Raw genomic sequence first — 14615 nt, forward strand, 5'->3', positions numbered from 1 at the left:
TTCTCCTCTCCTTTACTGATTTAATTTCCACAGTTCAACATGAGTATCAAGTTCATTAAAAATCTTCTGTATCATTGAATATACTTCGTCCCAATCTGCTCCACCACGATCACAGCCGATCTTATATGGCATAGCAATTGTTGCACTAAAATTATTGTTCCTTTCATGTGCTTTCCAACACATAGTTCTAAAACACTTTTCTAATGCTTCCAGAGAAGTATATTGTTTTCCGTCATATCCATAGTTATCTTGTGCAAAGAAATTACAAATCCACTGTTCATTACTTGGAATTGCAATCGATCCACAGTCGTATCCAATATATTTTGGCTTGACTGGTACAATTTGTACTTTCCCCAGCATATCCGATGATGCTACCTTTTTATATTCTTCGTATACATGTGGAAATCGCTGTCTGACCTGCAAAGCCACGCCAGATCCCATCTTTCCCATACAATTTACCTGATGACAAATAAATTTTGCATCCGTATCAAATAAATTTCCTTCGATAATTTCAATCATGATTTTCTCCATTTAGTCTTTCACGAATCTCTTCAAAAGTCTGTTCTTTTACTAATTCTCCATCTTTAAAGACGAGTTTCAGTTCATTTTCTTCTGGCATTGTATCTTCTGCATAACCATCATGACACACGAATTTATTTTCTTCTTTTACTACACAGCAAAGTCCTTTATGAGATTTCTTCAGATTATTTTTATCTGTTTTTGGATTCTTCTGAATGGTATATTCTTTGCCATCAATTACACAATAAGTGCTCTTCATTGCAAATCCAAAAGTATCTCTTGTTAAGCAAACCATTCCATCTTCTGGCGTACACATTGCAGAGAAAGAAAACGCACCTACTCCAAAAAGAATCGCATCTGCTGCAAATCCTAATCCTTCAAGCTGTGTCCAAATCTCTTTGATCTTACTGTACTGACAACCATCTCCGTAAATGATTCCAATCTTTGGATTTAACTCCTTATAACCTTTTGAGTTTACAGTTCCACCAAAAATCTGATATAATTTCTGAACAGTTTTTACTGAAATTTCAACGATATCGCCGCTATCAGGACGTACAAGGAATTTGCCATTATGCTCTTCGATTTCTTTTCTCAGTTTTGGAAGTGTTTCGTCAATAAGGTTCCAGTAATCAAATGTATCAGAGACATAACTGAAAGATGTATTCTTATATGTATCAGTCAGTAATCTTCTTAACAGATTTTCTTCTGTCTCGCATACAGCCAGATTACTGCATACGGTTGCATGTTCCAGGCTAACTGCTCCAATACCAATATGGTTCTTAGCACAATCAGCATCGTACATTTTATCAATATACTGAGTTGCAGGAATTGTAGAAGTTTTATTGAAAGATAGCAGCCATGAAGAACTTGCATGAACTCCGTTCTCAATGCCGAGTCCTCTGAATCCAAAATCCGCCATAGCCATTGCAGGATTAGCACCATCTGTAGTTTTCTCGTAAAATTCATTTGCAAGTGTTTTATATTTATGACCTACAGTTGCCCAGTTGCATGTCCCAAAAATAAAAGACTGCATAATGCATTCCAGCCATTGTACCGTCCATGCGAAATCTGGATGTGCGTTACTCATCTCGATACACGGGACTCCCATTGTTACAACAGATCCTTCTGGAAGAGCTTTGATCTCTACAGGTAAATACTGCAGATCCCATAATTTTTCGATACGTCCAAGATCATAACTCTGAGAACCGATCTGATTATCCAGATATTCTTTATATTCTGCAATAACTTCTTTTTTTGGTCTTTTGAAGAAAGTTTCATTTGCTAAATCAATCATATATTCCTTAATAAAACCCTGTAATCCAAAGAATACAACTTCATTCAGATTTTTGAACATTGATTTTCTAGGAGTAATATAAGAAGTTAATTTTGTAAGACCCTTTGGAAGAGCATCAGGATTTGTATTTTTATATGTATCTGCCATCAGCATAAAAGAAATGTTTCTCATTTTAGACCTCCATAACTGTGATTTTATCGTGTTTTCCTGTGAAAAGACTGTCTGTTGTAAATAATCTTTCAACTGTTCCATCTTCAAGTGATTTGATTAATGTTCCTTTTTCTCTATCAAGAACTGAATTTTCGGTATGTGATGCATAAGCATAAATTCTATCTACACCACGTTCTTTCAACGCTTTTGCACTATAATATAAAGAACCGCCATATGAAATGATGTCATCAATCATCAAAACTTTTTTACCTTTAAGATCAATATCGTTATCTCTGATTTTGAGTCCAAGAATTTTTCCTGTATTCCAATCTCGATTTTTCTCACCATAGCAATACGGAATGTCAGAAAACAATCCAGAATATCTTTTCGAACTGCCGGCATCCGGAAAATAAAGAATAAGATTTTCTTTACTAATCTGCTCAATTACTTCATCAATATATTCTCTTGGATTAAAAACATATACTCTATTCAAAAGCGCTGCTCCAACATTACTATGAACATCAAGTACCTCTACTCTATCAAATTCGAGCCAATTAATAACATCAGAGAACCCTTTTAATGTAAAAACCTCGCCCTGATCATGGATTCTGTCCATTCTGGCATTCGGAAGATAAAACATTGTAAGATCAATTGATTTAATATATGGAAAATTTTTTAAATGTTTTGTAATATAAATCAGCGCTGAAAGTTCTTCTTCTTTCTCATACTTCCATGTAATGTTGTTATATTTCTGATAAAAACAATCGTCTAATACGATTCTCTGTGTTCCATCTGGAAAGTGTTCTACTTTTACTTCTTTCCCATTTAAAATGATCATATCTTTATTCTCCAATCACATTAATCTGGCAGCTTTTCATGGCTTCGAGTGCCGCCTTATGTTTTTCTGGTGTAGATCCCGCGCAACAGCCTGCGTCTACTGTAATTTCCGTATTTGGAAACATAGCTTTAAGGACTAATGCATTTGAAATTACACATATATCCGTACACAAACCGACCAGATCGATATCACCATCTCCAATCCATGTCATATTTCTCCACTGCAAAGTTCCAAAAGTACTTTTGTTTACATATTTGCAGTTAGGAACCTCAATGTCGCTCACAACCTTCCATCCTCTTGTTCCAAAAACACAATGTTTTACTGGAAGTTTTCTTCCCTCCAGAGTATTTAAGTAATCGTCATAATGCGTATCTCTTGTAAAAATAATTTGATCTCCACGATTATAATACTCTTCAATTTTCTTTTTCACATTCGGAATAATCGCCTGTGCTTCTTCCGATCCAAGGCTACCATTTACGAAATCATTCTGCACATCTACTACAATTAAAGTTCTCATTGTTTATTCTCCTCTCTTACTTCGTCAAATCTCTTTACCCAGTCCTCAAATGACACATCGTCTCCCACTGTGCCATCGTATTTACACATCCAATATAGAGTTTTCTTTCTCTCGTATTCCAAGTCATCTCTTAAATTATGAATAATTGACTGAGCAAAATCTTTCATGTGATTGTATTCGCTTTTTAAGACTAATCCAAACATTAAATTTCCTCTTTATCTTCTGCAAGTTTATTCCAGACACTTGCAATTTCTGACATCACTTCTTCTACGGTTTTGCCATCCGTTGAAATTCCTAATCTATCAAGATATTCCTTTAATTCAGACATCGTGTTTTCCATTATTTTTTTCTCACTTTCCAAAATTTTAGTAATCGTTACTAATTTCTAATTTCGATTCTTTTTCGAATCTATCTACATATTCTCTGACACGTTCGTATGCTGCAGGAACACTAATATGTTCTTTCAGTAAAAGTTCTTCTACAGCTGCTCGTTCAATAAGAATTTTTCGATCGTGTTCTTCTTGCGTCATAATAATCACCTTATAAGTTTGGCTGACCAGTTTTATACCAGCCAGCCATTTTTTTAATCTAATTCACCAAGCATTTTCTGCAAATCTTCAACGGACGCATTTCGAAGTGCCTCGTCCTGCTTAGTAGCAATGATCTGCATAATTTTCTGTTTCTTCTCTTTACGTTCTGCAGCTTCCTGCCGATTCTTTTTCTCTTCCAGTTTCTCATTAAAGATATATTTTACAATCTCAATCTTGGTCGCAAGAATATCATCTTCCTCGGATTTGGTCTGAAGCAGACTTTCTTCATCCGTCTTCTTTACTTCTGCATTCAGCGTCTTAAACACTGTATCCAGCGATCCAAGCGGAAGATCATATAAATCTTCTACTACAATCTGTCCCTTATACGGGAAACGATATTTACCTTTTACTGCTTTTTCAAACATATTACTCATAATATTATTCTCCTTTCTTTACGCTGCATTTCCATTTTTAACAAGATAATTCTCAAAATCACGCTTCATGAATCTGAAATTCACCCCCTGGTTGGAACTATATTCATCATCAGCACTCTGATATTCTCCGATCCACTGTTCAAATTCCTGATCTTGATTGTTCTGTGCTGCGTAAACCATAAGTGCAATTAATGCAGTTTTACACTGCTGATATACATTCACTGATACTTTTGTATCCTGAAGACATTCGTTATAAAATTCGATATCTTGCGGATCTACTTTTTCGTTTACATGCGTATGTACAAAATCAATATCATTTTGATCAATACTATCGTCAACGCCAATAATCTCAGGTTCTTCGTTTGCGGAAATTTCCGATGATTCTTTAGTACTTTCACACTCAATATCTTCATTAGTATTATTCTCTTCGATATGTAAAAATTTCACTAACAATGTATGTAAATAGTCAATTTTCTGCCGAATCACTTTTTTATCTTTTGTATGCTTGTCTTGCTCAATCTCGATCCAGTCCGTATCATTTACTTTGACTTCTTTCATATCATTAAAAGCTAACAGGAATTTTCCAAAATCTTCTACTGAAATTCCTTCATCCAAAGCTTTTTTCATGAGTGCTAACCATGCCATAAAATCTTTTGATACAAACAATTCTGCAACCTCTGTATGATCGAGTTTATCTGCATAAGGAATTAACATATTAAAATATTTATCCAGTGTATCAAATTCTTCCGTCATTGCATTTTCATTGAGGAATTTACATATATCTCTTGGAGCCTTCTTCCATTCTTCCAAATGAAACATAGCCATGACACATTCGATAATTACTCTTTCCCAAATTCCTTTCTTTTTATCTAATTCATTCAGCATTGTGCAATCTTTAAGAAAGCGATTTTTGTCTTTGATCTGTTTAACTCTATCAGCAAATGTGCCAATATAAGTAAAAGCTTTCTGACTTACGTTCATTGGAATGGTTGAGTTGTATAACATAACCAAATCGCAAGTATCTTCTGGTGTACATTCCTGGTAAATTGCGGCAGATAACTGACATGATCTCATTCTCTTTTTTAACTCAGGAGGGAAATCATTGTACGTTTTGTTTACCAAATCAAATGTTTTTATTTCTTTAATCAGTTTCCCATTTTCATCTCTTATTGGCTTCCCGTTTTTGTCCAATTTATTTCCCTGATATGTTACGTATCTGTTCCGGATTGATTTAGAAATTTTATGTCCATCAAAGATAAATCGTCTTAAGGCTTCTGTTCTCTGTCCACCATCTACCACATATGTGACAGTAATTCCATCCTCTCTTTTTTCTTCTGCAAGAATAATATTTGGAATATAAATCCGTTTCTGAGATACAGTGCTGTAAATCAAATTATTGATCATCTCATTTGACCAGCAAAATGCTCTCTGAACCGCCTGATCAACAGTGATGGTTTCTTCATCAACACTATCAACATAAGCTCCTACACCCATCTGTTCGATTCTGTATTCGTCTAACATTAATAATCCCTCCTAAGTATTCTTGTATTTGTATTGTTTCGGATAGCTTTTAAGCTGTCGTTATAGAGTGACTTAGAAATATGTAAATTTTGAAGAATTTCTTCTTCATTAAATCCATCTGCAAGCATATGTAAAATTACACTCTGTACTCTTGATAGCTTATTAGTATATTCTCTCATCGTAGATGACATTTCTTGATCATTTTGAAAGACGACATCTTCCACGGTTTTTCCAGATACAAATGTTTCCCAGAGCTGCATTCCATCTTCATCGATTTGAGAATATATGGAGATATCAAATACAGGCTTCTCTTTAGGATTTCCTTCTTTGTCAACTTTTTGCTTGCCAGTTTCTTCATCAATATCTGGAACATAAACGCAGCGTTTTTTACGCTCAATATCTCTTGTATACGTCCAATATTTTCTCCAAATATTACCATATAAAAATGTTTTAAACGTACATTTAACACTCGAATCGTATTTAAGCAAACTCGACAGAAAAACTTCTACTGCTAAACTTTCAAGTTCTGCATCATGAAGTGTCGGTAAATCCTTCGATGATTTTTTCTTTTTATAGATTAAGGTTTTGCAAATTTTTTTAAGTTCGTACATATCGTTGTCTAAATATATTTGCTGAATTTTTTCTGCTTCTTCTGGTGTAAGAGATTCTAATTTCTCTATTTGAGTCTCTGTTAAATACTTGTATCTCATAGTTATCACCCTACCCTTCTAATATTTTCATCGTTTCTTCGAATTTCGCAGTTCTTGGTTTATATTCGCTATATTCTCCATCCTCATTTTTGCTTAATTCATGCTGTAATTTTCCAATGGAGTATGAGTATGTAAGAGCATTCTTCATAATGGTTACTTTTCTCATACACGCCTTGACGTGCGCTCGATCAATTAAAATATGTAAAAACATATAGCCAACTTTTGCAATTTTGTGAGCCTGTGGCATTTTCCCATTATGATTATGGGCGTAAATAACCAAAGCATGTTTAATATCACTCTCTTCAGAGTCAAGTTTTGACAAGTATGTGTTAAGCGATTCTGACATATTGCTTAGTTCAGATTCATCCCAACCGGCTAGGCTTAAGTATTTTTCTGTTTCATCCTCAATCTGATCGAGTAATGTAAGATCAACGAATACATCATTCTCTGCTAGAAAAGCACCACCGTTACCTTTTGCTTTCGGAGAAACAGATGGTGCTTTACCATCTTCTCCAACCATCGAGTATCCATGACGAATCCAACTCATCTTTTTATTCCGCGAATTTAATAAGCTCTTGGCCTGTTTGAATGTGAAGTGTTTTGCTCTAGATGACATAGTTGATGCCATATACTCGCCTGGACGCATTGGGTTTTCAATGACCCAACATTTTCCATTTGTGATAGTGTACTGCATTTCCCAATCACTCCTTTTTTTATTTAGTTTTTAAAAATAGGTAACTTTAATACAGGTTCTTATTTTCATTTAAAATAATAAGCACCTTTTCGTATTTGTTATTCTCCTATTCTCTTTTAATGAAATTGTGAAATAATAGCGAACTGCTCAAGATAGACTTGCAGAATTGCAAATTAATATGTATAATGATACTTAAGCAGGACATTGCCATTATTCGTTTAAGCTGCTCCAACACCTTAAACACATATGAATATTGCTTGTTTTGCTTGTTATGTACAGGAAGGGATTCATACCGTATGCGCTCCAACGCAGGTATGATTCCCTTCTTTTATTTTGTTCGACAAAATTATAATACATCGAACTAATGTTCTTGTCAATATGTTTTCGAACATTTGTTTGTACTACTATAATTTTGTTTTTCCTTATATTTCCATTTTATACCTCTTGACATGTATATTCCAGCGGTAAATATTTCCATTTCATTCCTTTAAATGTGGTAAAATAATGTCATGCATAATACCTTCTCGATTGATGTGTTCGATATCTTGTATCGTAGAATATAATTGCATATGTTCGATTATTTCATCTCTGTTAAGGAAAATAGTTTTTGCTTTTTTAATTAACTTACACCCTTCTGCAGGTGTAGTTATTTTTTTACTTTCTTCATTTTGATCATAATCAATTGTATAAATAAGAATTTTGTACTTCTTGTTCTTTTTTTCAAGTTCTTTCATTTTCTGCATCGCTTGGTTGTAATCAGAGTATTCATATGCTTCTATCATCTTATCATCCCTCCCATAATAATCTTTGTTTTTCTCTTGTTAACTCGCTTTTTCTCACATTTTCACTTCTTTATAGAGATTTTTTCTAAGTCTATGTCATTCCCCTTGGCCATGAATCATGGATATTCGGATGTTTAGGGTACACAAAACAAGACGTCGTCTTATTCTGTTATGATCGGCCTTTCTTCCCCCAATTCCTTACGGCAGCCTAACCTCCCATGTCATACAGGATCTCCTTTACTTCAGGGTCCTTAATTCCTTCGTTCTGCTTATCCATAAAGGGGCGTCATGATGCTCCATTGCTGAGTCTCTGCTCTGATGGTAAGAAATCTGACTTGGCTCTCTATGTTTATGAATTTCTTCTGTTCCTTTCAGCACCTTGCGGCGGACGTCTCCTGAATCTCACAGTTGTTCTTCTTATGCTGCCTGTGGCTGCCTATGAATGTCAGAAAGCATCTTCTGCGGATCGTAGGTCACCCCATTTGCCAGGATGGCATAAAAGACTCTTATCAGCTTACAGCTGATTGCAATCACGGATTGTTTCTTCTTGAGCGGATTATTCCCTCTTGTCGTGTAATACTCATGCAATGACTTAAACTCTGGATTCGTAGCTATCAGCGGTATCGCTGCATTGAACAGTACTGCCCGCAGATTACTCCGTCCTCTTTTACTTATGGTCGTCTGTCCTTTGTGCTTTCCAGAGCTGTTCTCCCGTAATGAGAGTCCTGCCAGCTTTTGTATCTGTCTGGGTGATTCGAAACGCCTCACATCACCCACTTCTGCCAGAAATCCGGCTACCGTGATCACTCCTATACCTTTGATGGCAAGCATCTGCTCGCTTTCGGGTATCTTCCTGCACAGCTTTTCTATCTCCTCCATAACGGCGTCAAGCTGTGCCTTTTTGTATTCGTAATCCTCGAGCAACAGTTTCATTTCATACCGGGCAGCCGAAGAGCCTTTCTTTAAGCCGATGCTGCGTTTTGCTGTCTCACACAGGGTCGTTGCCCTTTTCATTCCTACAGCCCTAAGCTTTGCATCACGCCAGATTTTATTGATTTTCTCGGCTCCCAGTTCCACGATTGCTTCCGGAGTACAAACTTTCTTTAGAAGCAGCATACTGCTCTGTGCTTCATAGTCCCCAAACACATCTGTGTACTCGGGGAAATATATGGCGAACCATCTGGCAAATCTGTTTTTGATCTGGGTCATCTCCCTGATGAGTCTCTTACGATTGGTCACCATAATTCTTAAATCAGCATACACACCATCCGGTGTATACGGTGCAGAATACCGACCTTCGGTAACCAGCTTTGCGATTACCTTCGGATCCTTCCTGTCATTCTTGCTTTGGCTGTTGTCATCCAGTTCCTTGGTCTGCTTTACCGCATAAGGATTAACCATAACCAGGAGGATGCCCTCATCCTCAAGATAAGCGCCGAGGTCAAACCAGTAATGACCTGTCGGCTCGATACCTACGATTACATCTGACTTTCTGTACTTGTCCTGCAAATGCTGCATCCATGCTTTGAAAGATTCAAAACCTTCTCTGCTGTTGCTAAATGTAAAGACTTTTCCAAGTTCAATGCCTCTCCAGTCAAATGCCCTAGCGTACTGTGTCGTGCTTCCGATATCGATTCCGACTACCAAAGTTGATTCTTTTACTTGATTGATTTTTTCATTCTGCTTATAATTCATTTGTGGGTGTCTCCTTTGAACGATGATTTGTCAACCGGCCAGTTAACAATCATTATTCTATGGGTGGCACTCATTTTTTGCAAACCGGTTATTTGTTACTTAACAGGAATGCTCCATTAATAATGTCTGTAAACTAATCTGCATTGCTCTGTTCACTTCTTTTTGCTTTTTGGGACTAATCTCTCCGATCTTATCCAACAATCTAGCTTTATCTATTGTTTTAATTTGTTCACATGTTACTAACGAATCGGAACTTAATCCATTCAACGCATCTTTTTCCAAAATGACATGAGTAGGAAGATTGGGCTTCCTTTTTGATGTGATTGCCACGACTATGGTTGTTGGAGAATGTTTATTCCCAATGTTATTTTGGACAACAAGTGCTGGGCGTTTTCCGCCTTGTTCAGATCCTTTCGTTTTCCCGAAATCTACCCAATAGATTTCACCACGTTTAATTTCGCCACAATGTACATCCATACCCGGTTCCTCCTTTCTCTCTTGTTTTTCTTACGTTGAACTCATTATATCAACATATCTTTAATATGTCAATACTTAATATAAATATATCTTTATTATTTTCGCTATTATATTACAATTTATCTTTATTTACATAAACATATCTTTATGGATTTTCTTATTTAATTATGTTATAATCATTGACACGGAGGTGCAATATGATTAAATTAGATATCCAACATTTAATATTGACTAAGTATAAAAGTCAAGCTGCATTTGCAGAAGCTACTGATCTCTCTTTACCATCAGTGTCAAAAATTTGTTCTGGTAATATGGCAAGTATTCGCTTTGAAACTCTTGAAAAAATTTGTGAAGCATTAGAATGCACCCCGAATGATCTACTTACTTCCGATAAAAACGAATGGGATACAAAAATTCCATCACATGTTACAGAATATATTGATCGAATGGAACATATCTCGCAAGAAATCCAGGATGCGAGTTTCCGTTATAGAGCTGCAGCATATCATAAAAAAAGCGATGACTAAACCAGCCATCGCTTTCTTACTGCTCATATTCAGATCCGCTCAAATCCATTCGAAAATTGATTTCTTGTATACACCACCGATACAGTCTTTCTGCATTCTCATTATCTTTCCGATCTCGATCCGTAAAAATCATTAATTCTATTACATTCTCTTCTGGCATATTCCTCAAATCTGCAGGTGTTACTGTATAGTCCAAATATTTTGGAATCATTTTTCTTTCACACCGTTTCGTTTTAATATTTCTGTTACTTGAGACACGGGAATGCAAAATCTTCTGGAAACTGCTTTCTTATCATGATATTTATCGAAATCTTCTAATATATCTTTATCTGTCCACTCTAACTGAATGGGAGCATTCATATAGTTTTCCATTGTTCTCTCCTTTTGAAATGTCTGATTCATTAATTGAAAACAAATTGAAAATCTTTATCGTTTATTTCACATGTAATGAGTTCTTTGTTGTTGTCAAGAATATCTACAACAGCACTTTCATATCTTGAATAAGCTGCTGTACATTCATATTCTTTACCTTCCGTAAAATGTTCATCGGTTTTTCTACAAATAGCCTTATTGTTCATCTTATCCCTCCGTTTGAAACCATTTCAATATAGTCTTTAAATTTTCCAAAGCTCATTGTAATTGCTTTTACATTTTTCATATCGATCACTTTACCTTTCCAAATATTTTGTTGGTACTTCTTTAGTTAACCAAACATTATTCACAGACAAATAAAATTTATATCCATCTCTATACATCTGGCCAGATGCCACCTGATACACAACTTCTTTTCCGTGTCTTTGTCCGACTTTTTCTGCAGTATCAACGTCACTTGAAAGATGAACATATAACCGGCTTTTTGGAATTAACCCAATCTGATCGATTGACACTACGTATTTTTCGCCAGTTCCATGATATAAAAATTCTGGTGGCTGTTTCTCTTCTAACTCTACATCTACAGGAATCGAATGTCCTTGGTTGCATCTGATCAGTGTTTTATCTTCATTAAAAGAGTATCTTCCATTCGAATCTGTTTCCACGATCTCGTACAGATGATCCAGATCGAATCCAGGATTGTCTTTCCTAATCCCGTCAATCAGTTCGACGACATTAGCCCACCCATGTTCATCCAAAGTAATGCCAATTGCTTCTGGTTTATGTCTGAGAATCAAACACATGTATTTACTAATATTTTCTAAGTTCATGCTTTTACTTCCTTTTATTTAATTTTATTTTTCAGATGCCAAACAAAATCTTTTGAATCAAGTAATGAACCTTCAAACAATTTTTCGCCTTCAGCTTCATAAATTCTCAACGATCCATCAAAACCAACCACAACATATTTTCCGTTATATTTTTCCATGTCAATCAGTTTCCATTCAAGTGCTTGATACTGAGTTCCATCTTCCATCACATCTGCATATCCATCATATGTAAATAACGGAATGTCAAGCATATAAATTATATTATCCATATTTTGTTTCTTCCTTTTATTGTCTATATTAATTATTATACTGTTTCTATATTGATTACTTCTAATAAATTATCTTCCAGCCATTCGCAAATATCTTGTACTACTGCATAAGTATCTTCGTATCCATAGGAGGCATTGCTCCAGGTATAACAATCATTATATTCGTCAAACCAGATTTCTACAGATTCTCCATTTGATAAATCAAGCCTAATGGCAATTTTATCTTCTTGCTCTTCTGCATATCCCATTTCTTCGACAACATATTTGTTAATATCTGCTTCAGTCACAACATTTCACCTGCCTTCTGAAAACAATCTTTCATCATCTCTCTATAATTGCAAAGATTAGCCAAACATTTTTAATTCTGGCATATGCTTTTGAATAGCGTTACTTCCAATATTTTCCCAATCAATTTTATTTTCTGGATTAAATAAAATTTCTCTTAATACAGAAGCTCCTCCTTGGTCATTCATTTTATCTAAAATCTCTACAGCTATAATATTTTTCACTTCTGATTCTCTCATAATCTACACCTCCTTAGTGAAGTCTTTCATCTACTCTCTAATTGTTTTATAATAACTTCCGAACCAAACATGTACGGGAGGATTTTTTGCTCCCGGCATTAAAGAACCACTTACCATTTCCTTAACCTGCCCAGAATCATTCCATCCATTTGATTCCATTTCTTTTTTATGCTCCATTCTTTCTTCTTTTGAGTCGTAATAATACTGTTCTATAAGCTCTGTGTACTTATCTACGCAGTTATCTCCATCCCACACAAATTTTGTTGTATTATTTTTCATTTTAATTCTTTTCATATAATCATCTCCATTGACCTTTTGAAAGCAATTTTTCATTTACCTTGTCATTAATACAACAGTTCCTACATATCCGCCATGCTCATAGTTTGATATTGCATAATCCTCAAAAACTCCAATATTCTCCAAGTCTGATTCATTAGTATAAATCACTATCATTGAAATTGCGCCATCTTTTGTTTTCTCAATCAAATCATGTAGAACAAAACCACAAAACTCTTGTACTGTACCTTCATTTCTATCTACATAATAACACTCTGTAAATGGAGGTAAATCCTCGCAATATGCATAAATTGGTGCTTTATTATAATGTTGAATTGCGTTTGCGATTTCCGACTTCATTACGTTACCAGTTACTTTAATCATTTATATCACCTGCTTTCCATAATCATGAAAACGTCATTTCATACTTCATATTCAAAATTCCATTTTGTTTCTTTTTACATAATCCCACGAGATTTCTTCTGGCGCATTCTCTTCACATTCGAATACCGTAACATAGCAATACCCATCTCCGATAAGCTGCTGTGCGTTCGCTTTACATTCATCAAGATTATTAAAATCTCCTAGAATATAAGGCTGACCCATAAAATCGTTTCCATCTTTTTCCTTGTATGCAATCAGATATATCATCTAAACTTTTCTCCTTACTTCTTCACTCCGATCGGTCACGTCTAAATAATAATCGGTACATTCTTCAACTTCAAAATCGTTACTTCCAGGATTATCCCACTCACTTTTCGGAAGCCATCCGCAGCCTTTGCAACTATTTAAATCTTCATTATTAGAAAGCCAAATTATATCACCAATATTAAATGTACCATCTGAACTTGCCTTTGTCACTTTGTACAATTTCAATTTTTCCATATTATCACCATTTGAAAGTTAAATTTTATTGCCAAACATCATCATTATCGGCGAGTGATGCATCCCACTCAATATTATGACCAGTTTTATTCTTTACCATTTCTATTGCTTCGTCATAATTGTTTGCTTTTACAACATATTTATAAGATGAGTTATCCTCAAGATATTTTGGAACATCTTCAACAATATATAACTCTTTCATTTCACGTTTATTGTGTTCTTTAAACCATCTATCTGCTATTACATGAGTTAACTCAATTTGCAGCATTAATGTTGTCTTTGCTCCAAAATCTTTTTCATATTCCCTCTTAATTTTTGCTAACTCAGTGTTATCAGGGAATGCACCATTTTTTTCTGCTTCAAGAAACTGATTATATAGCAATATCAGCTCTTCGTCTGTTTTTGTATCAAAGATATTCACATGCATAACATTATTCCTCCATTTCAAATATTAATTTTGATGCTGTTTTACATAATCCCAATCAATACACTCTGGAACCGATTCATCATAGTTAAAAACAGTTACATTCTTATAACCAGATATGATCAACTCATTCGCTTTCTTTATACATTCCTTTCGGTTATCAAAATCATCTAAAATCCATGGCTCTGTTTTGGTGAATCCATTTCCAGATTTATCATTATATGCGATTGCATATTCCATAACATCACGTATAATCCAATTATCTTAGATGGTAATTGGATTTTTCCTTTCTCCCAGTTAACACTGGGTATTTATTTCCATCTCTGATATATTTTGAAAAGGCACTG

Annotated in this window: 27 protein-coding genes; 1 reads left to right on the forward strand and 26 read right to left on the reverse strand. The window is 35.0% G+C overall.

What is annotated here, in order from left to right; genetic code table 11:
- Positions 1-12: 12 nt before the first annotated feature.
- The 14 genes from DWX00_RS12590 to DWX00_RS12645 all read right to left on the reverse strand — a co-directional run bounded on the left by DWX00_RS12590 (position 13) and on the right by DWX00_RS12645 (position 10161).
- On the reverse strand, positions 13-519 hold the full coding sequence (locus DWX00_RS12590) for a macro domain-containing protein (protein ID WP_158578836.1): 507 nt from the start codon (positions 517-519) through the stop codon (positions 13-15).
- Complete coding sequence (locus tag DWX00_RS12595; RefSeq protein WP_158578838.1) at positions 512-1984, reverse strand: nicotinate phosphoribosyltransferase; 1473 nt, start codon at positions 1982-1984, stop codon at positions 512-514. Before DWX00_RS12595 ends, DWX00_RS12590 begins: the two co-directional genes overlap by 8 nt.
- A 1-nt stretch (position 1985) precedes the next feature.
- Positions 1986-2801, reverse strand: coding sequence for a phosphoribosyltransferase family protein (locus tag DWX00_RS12600; RefSeq protein ID WP_118595411.1), 816 nt, complete (start codon positions 2799-2801; stop codon positions 1986-1988).
- 4 nt (positions 2802-2805) lie between these two features.
- Positions 2806-3318, reverse strand: coding sequence for a cysteine hydrolase family protein (locus tag DWX00_RS12605; protein WP_118595412.1), 513 nt, complete (start codon positions 3316-3318; stop codon positions 2806-2808).
- On the reverse strand, positions 3315-3521 hold the full coding sequence (locus DWX00_RS12610; RefSeq protein WP_118595413.1) for a hypothetical protein: 207 nt from the start codon (positions 3519-3521) through the stop codon (positions 3315-3317). Before DWX00_RS12610 ends, DWX00_RS12605 begins: the two co-directional genes overlap by 4 nt.
- The gene (locus DWX00_RS19665) at positions 3521-3658 is read right to left on the reverse strand and encodes a hypothetical protein (protein WP_158578840.1); all 138 of its coding nucleotides are present in this window, start codon (positions 3656-3658) and stop codon (positions 3521-3523) included. Before DWX00_RS19665 ends, DWX00_RS12610 begins: the two co-directional genes overlap by 1 nt.
- A gap of 25 nt (positions 3659-3683) precedes the next feature.
- Entirely contained in the window at positions 3684-3848 is a 165-nt protein-coding gene (locus DWX00_RS19670) for a hypothetical protein (RefSeq protein WP_158578842.1), read from the reverse strand.
- 53 nt (positions 3849-3901) lie between these two features.
- Positions 3902-4282: a hypothetical protein gene (locus tag DWX00_RS12615; RefSeq protein WP_243038012.1), complete on the reverse strand. Its 381-nt coding sequence runs from the start codon at positions 4280-4282 to the stop codon at positions 3902-3904.
- Between the two features lie 18 nt (positions 4283-4300).
- A complete protein-coding gene (locus DWX00_RS12620; RefSeq protein WP_118595415.1) occupies positions 4301-5803 on the reverse strand; it encodes a DUF262 domain-containing protein in 1503 nt (500 codons plus the stop codon).
- Positions 5803-6513: a hypothetical protein gene (locus tag DWX00_RS12625; protein WP_147398259.1), complete on the reverse strand. Its 711-nt coding sequence runs from the start codon at positions 6511-6513 to the stop codon at positions 5803-5805. The genes DWX00_RS12620 and DWX00_RS12625 overlap by 1 nt, the downstream gene beginning before the upstream one ends.
- 10 nt (positions 6514-6523) lie before the next feature.
- Positions 6524-7207 carry a hypothetical protein gene (locus DWX00_RS12630; RefSeq protein ID WP_118595417.1) on the reverse strand — a complete coding sequence of 228 codons (684 nt, stop codon included), beginning with the start codon at positions 7205-7207 and terminating at the stop codon, positions 6524-6526.
- A 479-nt stretch (positions 7208-7686) separates the two neighbouring features.
- Positions 7687-7989 carry a hypothetical protein gene (locus tag DWX00_RS12635; RefSeq protein ID WP_118595418.1) on the reverse strand — a complete coding sequence of 101 codons (303 nt, stop codon included), beginning with the start codon at positions 7987-7989 and terminating at the stop codon, positions 7687-7689.
- A 417-nt stretch (positions 7990-8406) separates the two neighbouring features.
- On the reverse strand, positions 8407-9684 hold the full coding sequence (locus DWX00_RS12640) for an IS110 family transposase (RefSeq protein WP_118595419.1): 1278 nt from the start codon (positions 9682-9684) through the stop codon (positions 8407-8409).
- A gap of 99 nt (positions 9685-9783) precedes the next feature.
- Positions 9784-10161, reverse strand: a complete 378-nt coding sequence (locus tag DWX00_RS12645) for a type II toxin-antitoxin system PemK/MazF family toxin (RefSeq protein WP_118595420.1) — start codon at positions 10159-10161, stop codon at positions 9784-9786.
- Between the two features lie 197 nt (positions 10162-10358).
- On the opposite strand from DWX00_RS12645, the gene DWX00_RS12650 reads away from it, so the two are divergent.
- Entirely contained in the window at positions 10359-10688 is a 330-nt protein-coding gene (locus DWX00_RS12650; protein ID WP_118595421.1) for a helix-turn-helix domain-containing protein, read from the forward strand.
- Between the two features lie 207 nt (positions 10689-10895).
- Here the strand turns inward: DWX00_RS12650 and DWX00_RS19675 are convergent, their stop codons facing one another.
- The 12 genes from DWX00_RS19675 to DWX00_RS19485 all read right to left on the reverse strand — a co-directional run bounded on the left by DWX00_RS19675 (position 10896) and on the right by DWX00_RS19485 (position 14508).
- Positions 10896-11060 carry a hypothetical protein gene (locus DWX00_RS19675; RefSeq protein ID WP_158578844.1) on the reverse strand — a complete coding sequence of 55 codons (165 nt, stop codon included), beginning with the start codon at positions 11058-11060 and terminating at the stop codon, positions 10896-10898.
- A gap of 29 nt (positions 11061-11089) precedes the next feature.
- Positions 11090-11266 (reverse strand): hypothetical protein, encoded by a 177-nt coding sequence (locus DWX00_RS19680; protein ID WP_158578846.1) that lies wholly within the window; start codon positions 11264-11266, stop codon positions 11090-11092.
- A gap of 90 nt (positions 11267-11356) precedes the next feature.
- Positions 11357-11890 (reverse strand): RNA 2'-phosphotransferase, encoded by a 534-nt coding sequence (locus DWX00_RS12660; RefSeq protein ID WP_118595423.1) that lies wholly within the window; start codon positions 11888-11890, stop codon positions 11357-11359.
- A gap of 14 nt (positions 11891-11904) precedes the next feature.
- Positions 11905-12159 carry a hypothetical protein gene (locus DWX00_RS12665; protein ID WP_118595424.1) on the reverse strand — a complete coding sequence of 85 codons (255 nt, stop codon included), beginning with the start codon at positions 12157-12159 and terminating at the stop codon, positions 11905-11907.
- A 35-nt stretch (positions 12160-12194) separates the two neighbouring features.
- Complete coding sequence (locus DWX00_RS12670) at positions 12195-12446, reverse strand: hypothetical protein (protein ID WP_118595425.1); 252 nt, start codon at positions 12444-12446, stop codon at positions 12195-12197.
- 57 nt (positions 12447-12503) lie between these two features.
- On the reverse strand, positions 12504-12683 hold the full coding sequence (locus DWX00_RS12675; RefSeq protein ID WP_118595426.1) for a hypothetical protein: 180 nt from the start codon (positions 12681-12683) through the stop codon (positions 12504-12506).
- A 30-nt stretch (positions 12684-12713) separates the two neighbouring features.
- On the reverse strand, positions 12714-12977 hold the full coding sequence (locus tag DWX00_RS12680; RefSeq protein ID WP_118595427.1) for a hypothetical protein: 264 nt from the start codon (positions 12975-12977) through the stop codon (positions 12714-12716).
- A gap of 39 nt (positions 12978-13016) precedes the next feature.
- Complete coding sequence (locus tag DWX00_RS12685; RefSeq protein WP_118595428.1) at positions 13017-13343, reverse strand: hypothetical protein; 327 nt, start codon at positions 13341-13343, stop codon at positions 13017-13019.
- Positions 13344-13394: 51 nt separating this feature from the next.
- Positions 13395-13610: a hypothetical protein gene (locus tag DWX00_RS12690; protein WP_118595429.1), complete on the reverse strand. Its 216-nt coding sequence runs from the start codon at positions 13608-13610 to the stop codon at positions 13395-13397.
- Positions 13611-13844: a hypothetical protein gene (locus DWX00_RS12695; RefSeq protein WP_118595430.1), complete on the reverse strand. Its 234-nt coding sequence runs from the start codon at positions 13842-13844 to the stop codon at positions 13611-13613.
- A gap of 25 nt (positions 13845-13869) precedes the next feature.
- Entirely contained in the window at positions 13870-14271 is a 402-nt protein-coding gene (locus DWX00_RS12700) for a hypothetical protein (RefSeq protein ID WP_118595431.1), read from the reverse strand.
- A 24-nt stretch (positions 14272-14295) separates the two neighbouring features.
- Positions 14296-14508 carry a hypothetical protein gene (locus DWX00_RS19485; protein ID WP_147398260.1) on the reverse strand — a complete coding sequence of 71 codons (213 nt, stop codon included), beginning with the start codon at positions 14506-14508 and terminating at the stop codon, positions 14296-14298.
- Positions 14509-14615: the final 107 nt, after the last annotated feature.

This window comes from Blautia sp. AF17-9LB (genome assembly GCF_003479185.1).
GTDB classification, from domain to species: Bacteria; Bacillota; Clostridia; order Lachnospirales; family Lachnospiraceae; genus Fusicatenibacter; species Fusicatenibacter saccharivorans.

Coding starts and splice junctions, on each gene's coding strand:
- DWX00_RS12665 (WP_118595424.1), bottom strand. CDS start 12,159: ATGGATAATATAATTTATATGCTTGACATTCCGTTATTTACATATGAT.
- DWX00_RS12695 (WP_118595430.1), bottom strand. CDS start 13,844: ATGGAAAAATTGAAATTGTACAAAGTGACAAAGGCAAGTTCAGATGGT.
- DWX00_RS12620 (WP_118595415.1), bottom strand. CDS start 5,803: ATGTTAGACGAATACAGAATCGAACAGATGGGTGTAGGAGCTTATGTT.
- DWX00_RS12615 (WP_243038012.1), bottom strand. CDS start 4,282: ATGAGTAATATGTTTGAAAAAGCAGTAAAAGGTAAATATCGTTTCCCG.
- DWX00_RS12660 (WP_118595423.1), bottom strand. CDS start 11,890: ATGAACTTAGAAAATATTAGTAAATACATGTGTTTGATTCTCAGACAT.
- DWX00_RS12680 (WP_118595427.1), bottom strand. CDS start 12,977: ATGAAAAGAATTAAAATGAAAAATAATACAACAAAATTTGTGTGGGAT.
- DWX00_RS12650 (WP_118595421.1), top strand. CDS start 10,359: ATGATTAAATTAGATATCCAACATTTAATATTGACTAAGTATAAAAGT.
- DWX00_RS19680 (WP_158578846.1), bottom strand. CDS start 11,266: ATGAACAATAAGGCTATTTGTAGAAAAACCGATGAACATTTTACGGAA.
- DWX00_RS19670 (WP_158578842.1), bottom strand. CDS start 3,848: ATGACGCAAGAAGAACACGATCGAAAAATTCTTATTGAACGAGCAGCT.
- DWX00_RS12625 (WP_147398259.1), bottom strand. CDS start 6,513: ATGAGATACAAGTATTTAACAGAGACTCAAATAGAGAAATTAGAATCT.
- DWX00_RS12700 (WP_118595431.1), bottom strand. CDS start 14,271: ATGCATGTGAATATCTTTGATACAAAAACAGACGAAGAGCTGATATTG.
- DWX00_RS12645 (WP_118595420.1), bottom strand. CDS start 10,161: ATGGATGTACATTGTGGCGAAATTAAACGTGGTGAAATCTATTGGGTA.
- DWX00_RS19485 (WP_147398260.1), bottom strand. CDS start 14,508: ATGGAATATGCAATCGCATATAATGATAAATCTGGAAATGGATTCACC.
- DWX00_RS12600 (WP_118595411.1), bottom strand. CDS start 2,801: ATGATCATTTTAAATGGGAAAGAAGTAAAAGTAGAACACTTTCCAGAT.
- DWX00_RS19675 (WP_158578844.1), bottom strand. CDS start 11,060: ATGGAAAACTATATGAATGCTCCCATTCAGTTAGAGTGGACAGATAAA.
- DWX00_RS12690 (WP_118595429.1), bottom strand. CDS start 13,610: ATGATATATCTGATTGCATACAAGGAAAAAGATGGAAACGATTTTATG.
- DWX00_RS19665 (WP_158578840.1), bottom strand. CDS start 3,658: ATGGAAAACACGATGTCTGAATTAAAGGAATATCTTGATAGATTAGGA.
- DWX00_RS12610 (WP_118595413.1), bottom strand. CDS start 3,521: ATGTTTGGATTAGTCTTAAAAAGCGAATACAATCACATGAAAGATTTT.
- DWX00_RS12590 (WP_158578836.1), bottom strand. CDS start 519: ATGATTGAAATTATCGAAGGAAATTTATTTGATACGGATGCAAAATTT.
- DWX00_RS12675 (WP_118595426.1), bottom strand. CDS start 12,683: ATGAGAGAATCAGAAGTGAAAAATATTATAGCTGTAGAGATTTTAGAT.
- DWX00_RS12605 (WP_118595412.1), bottom strand. CDS start 3,318: ATGAGAACTTTAATTGTAGTAGATGTGCAGAATGATTTCGTAAATGGT.
- DWX00_RS12640 (WP_118595419.1), bottom strand. CDS start 9,684: ATGAATTATAAGCAGAATGAAAAAATCAATCAAGTAAAAGAATCAACT.
- DWX00_RS12685 (WP_118595428.1), bottom strand. CDS start 13,343: ATGATTAAAGTAACTGGTAACGTAATGAAGTCGGAAATCGCAAACGCA.
- DWX00_RS12630 (WP_118595417.1), bottom strand. CDS start 7,207: ATGCAGTACACTATCACAAATGGAAAATGTTGGGTCATTGAAAACCCA.
- DWX00_RS12635 (WP_118595418.1), bottom strand. CDS start 7,989: ATGATAGAAGCATATGAATACTCTGATTACAACCAAGCGATGCAGAAA.
- DWX00_RS12595 (WP_158578838.1), bottom strand. CDS start 1,984: ATGAGAAACATTTCTTTTATGCTGATGGCAGATACATATAAAAATACA.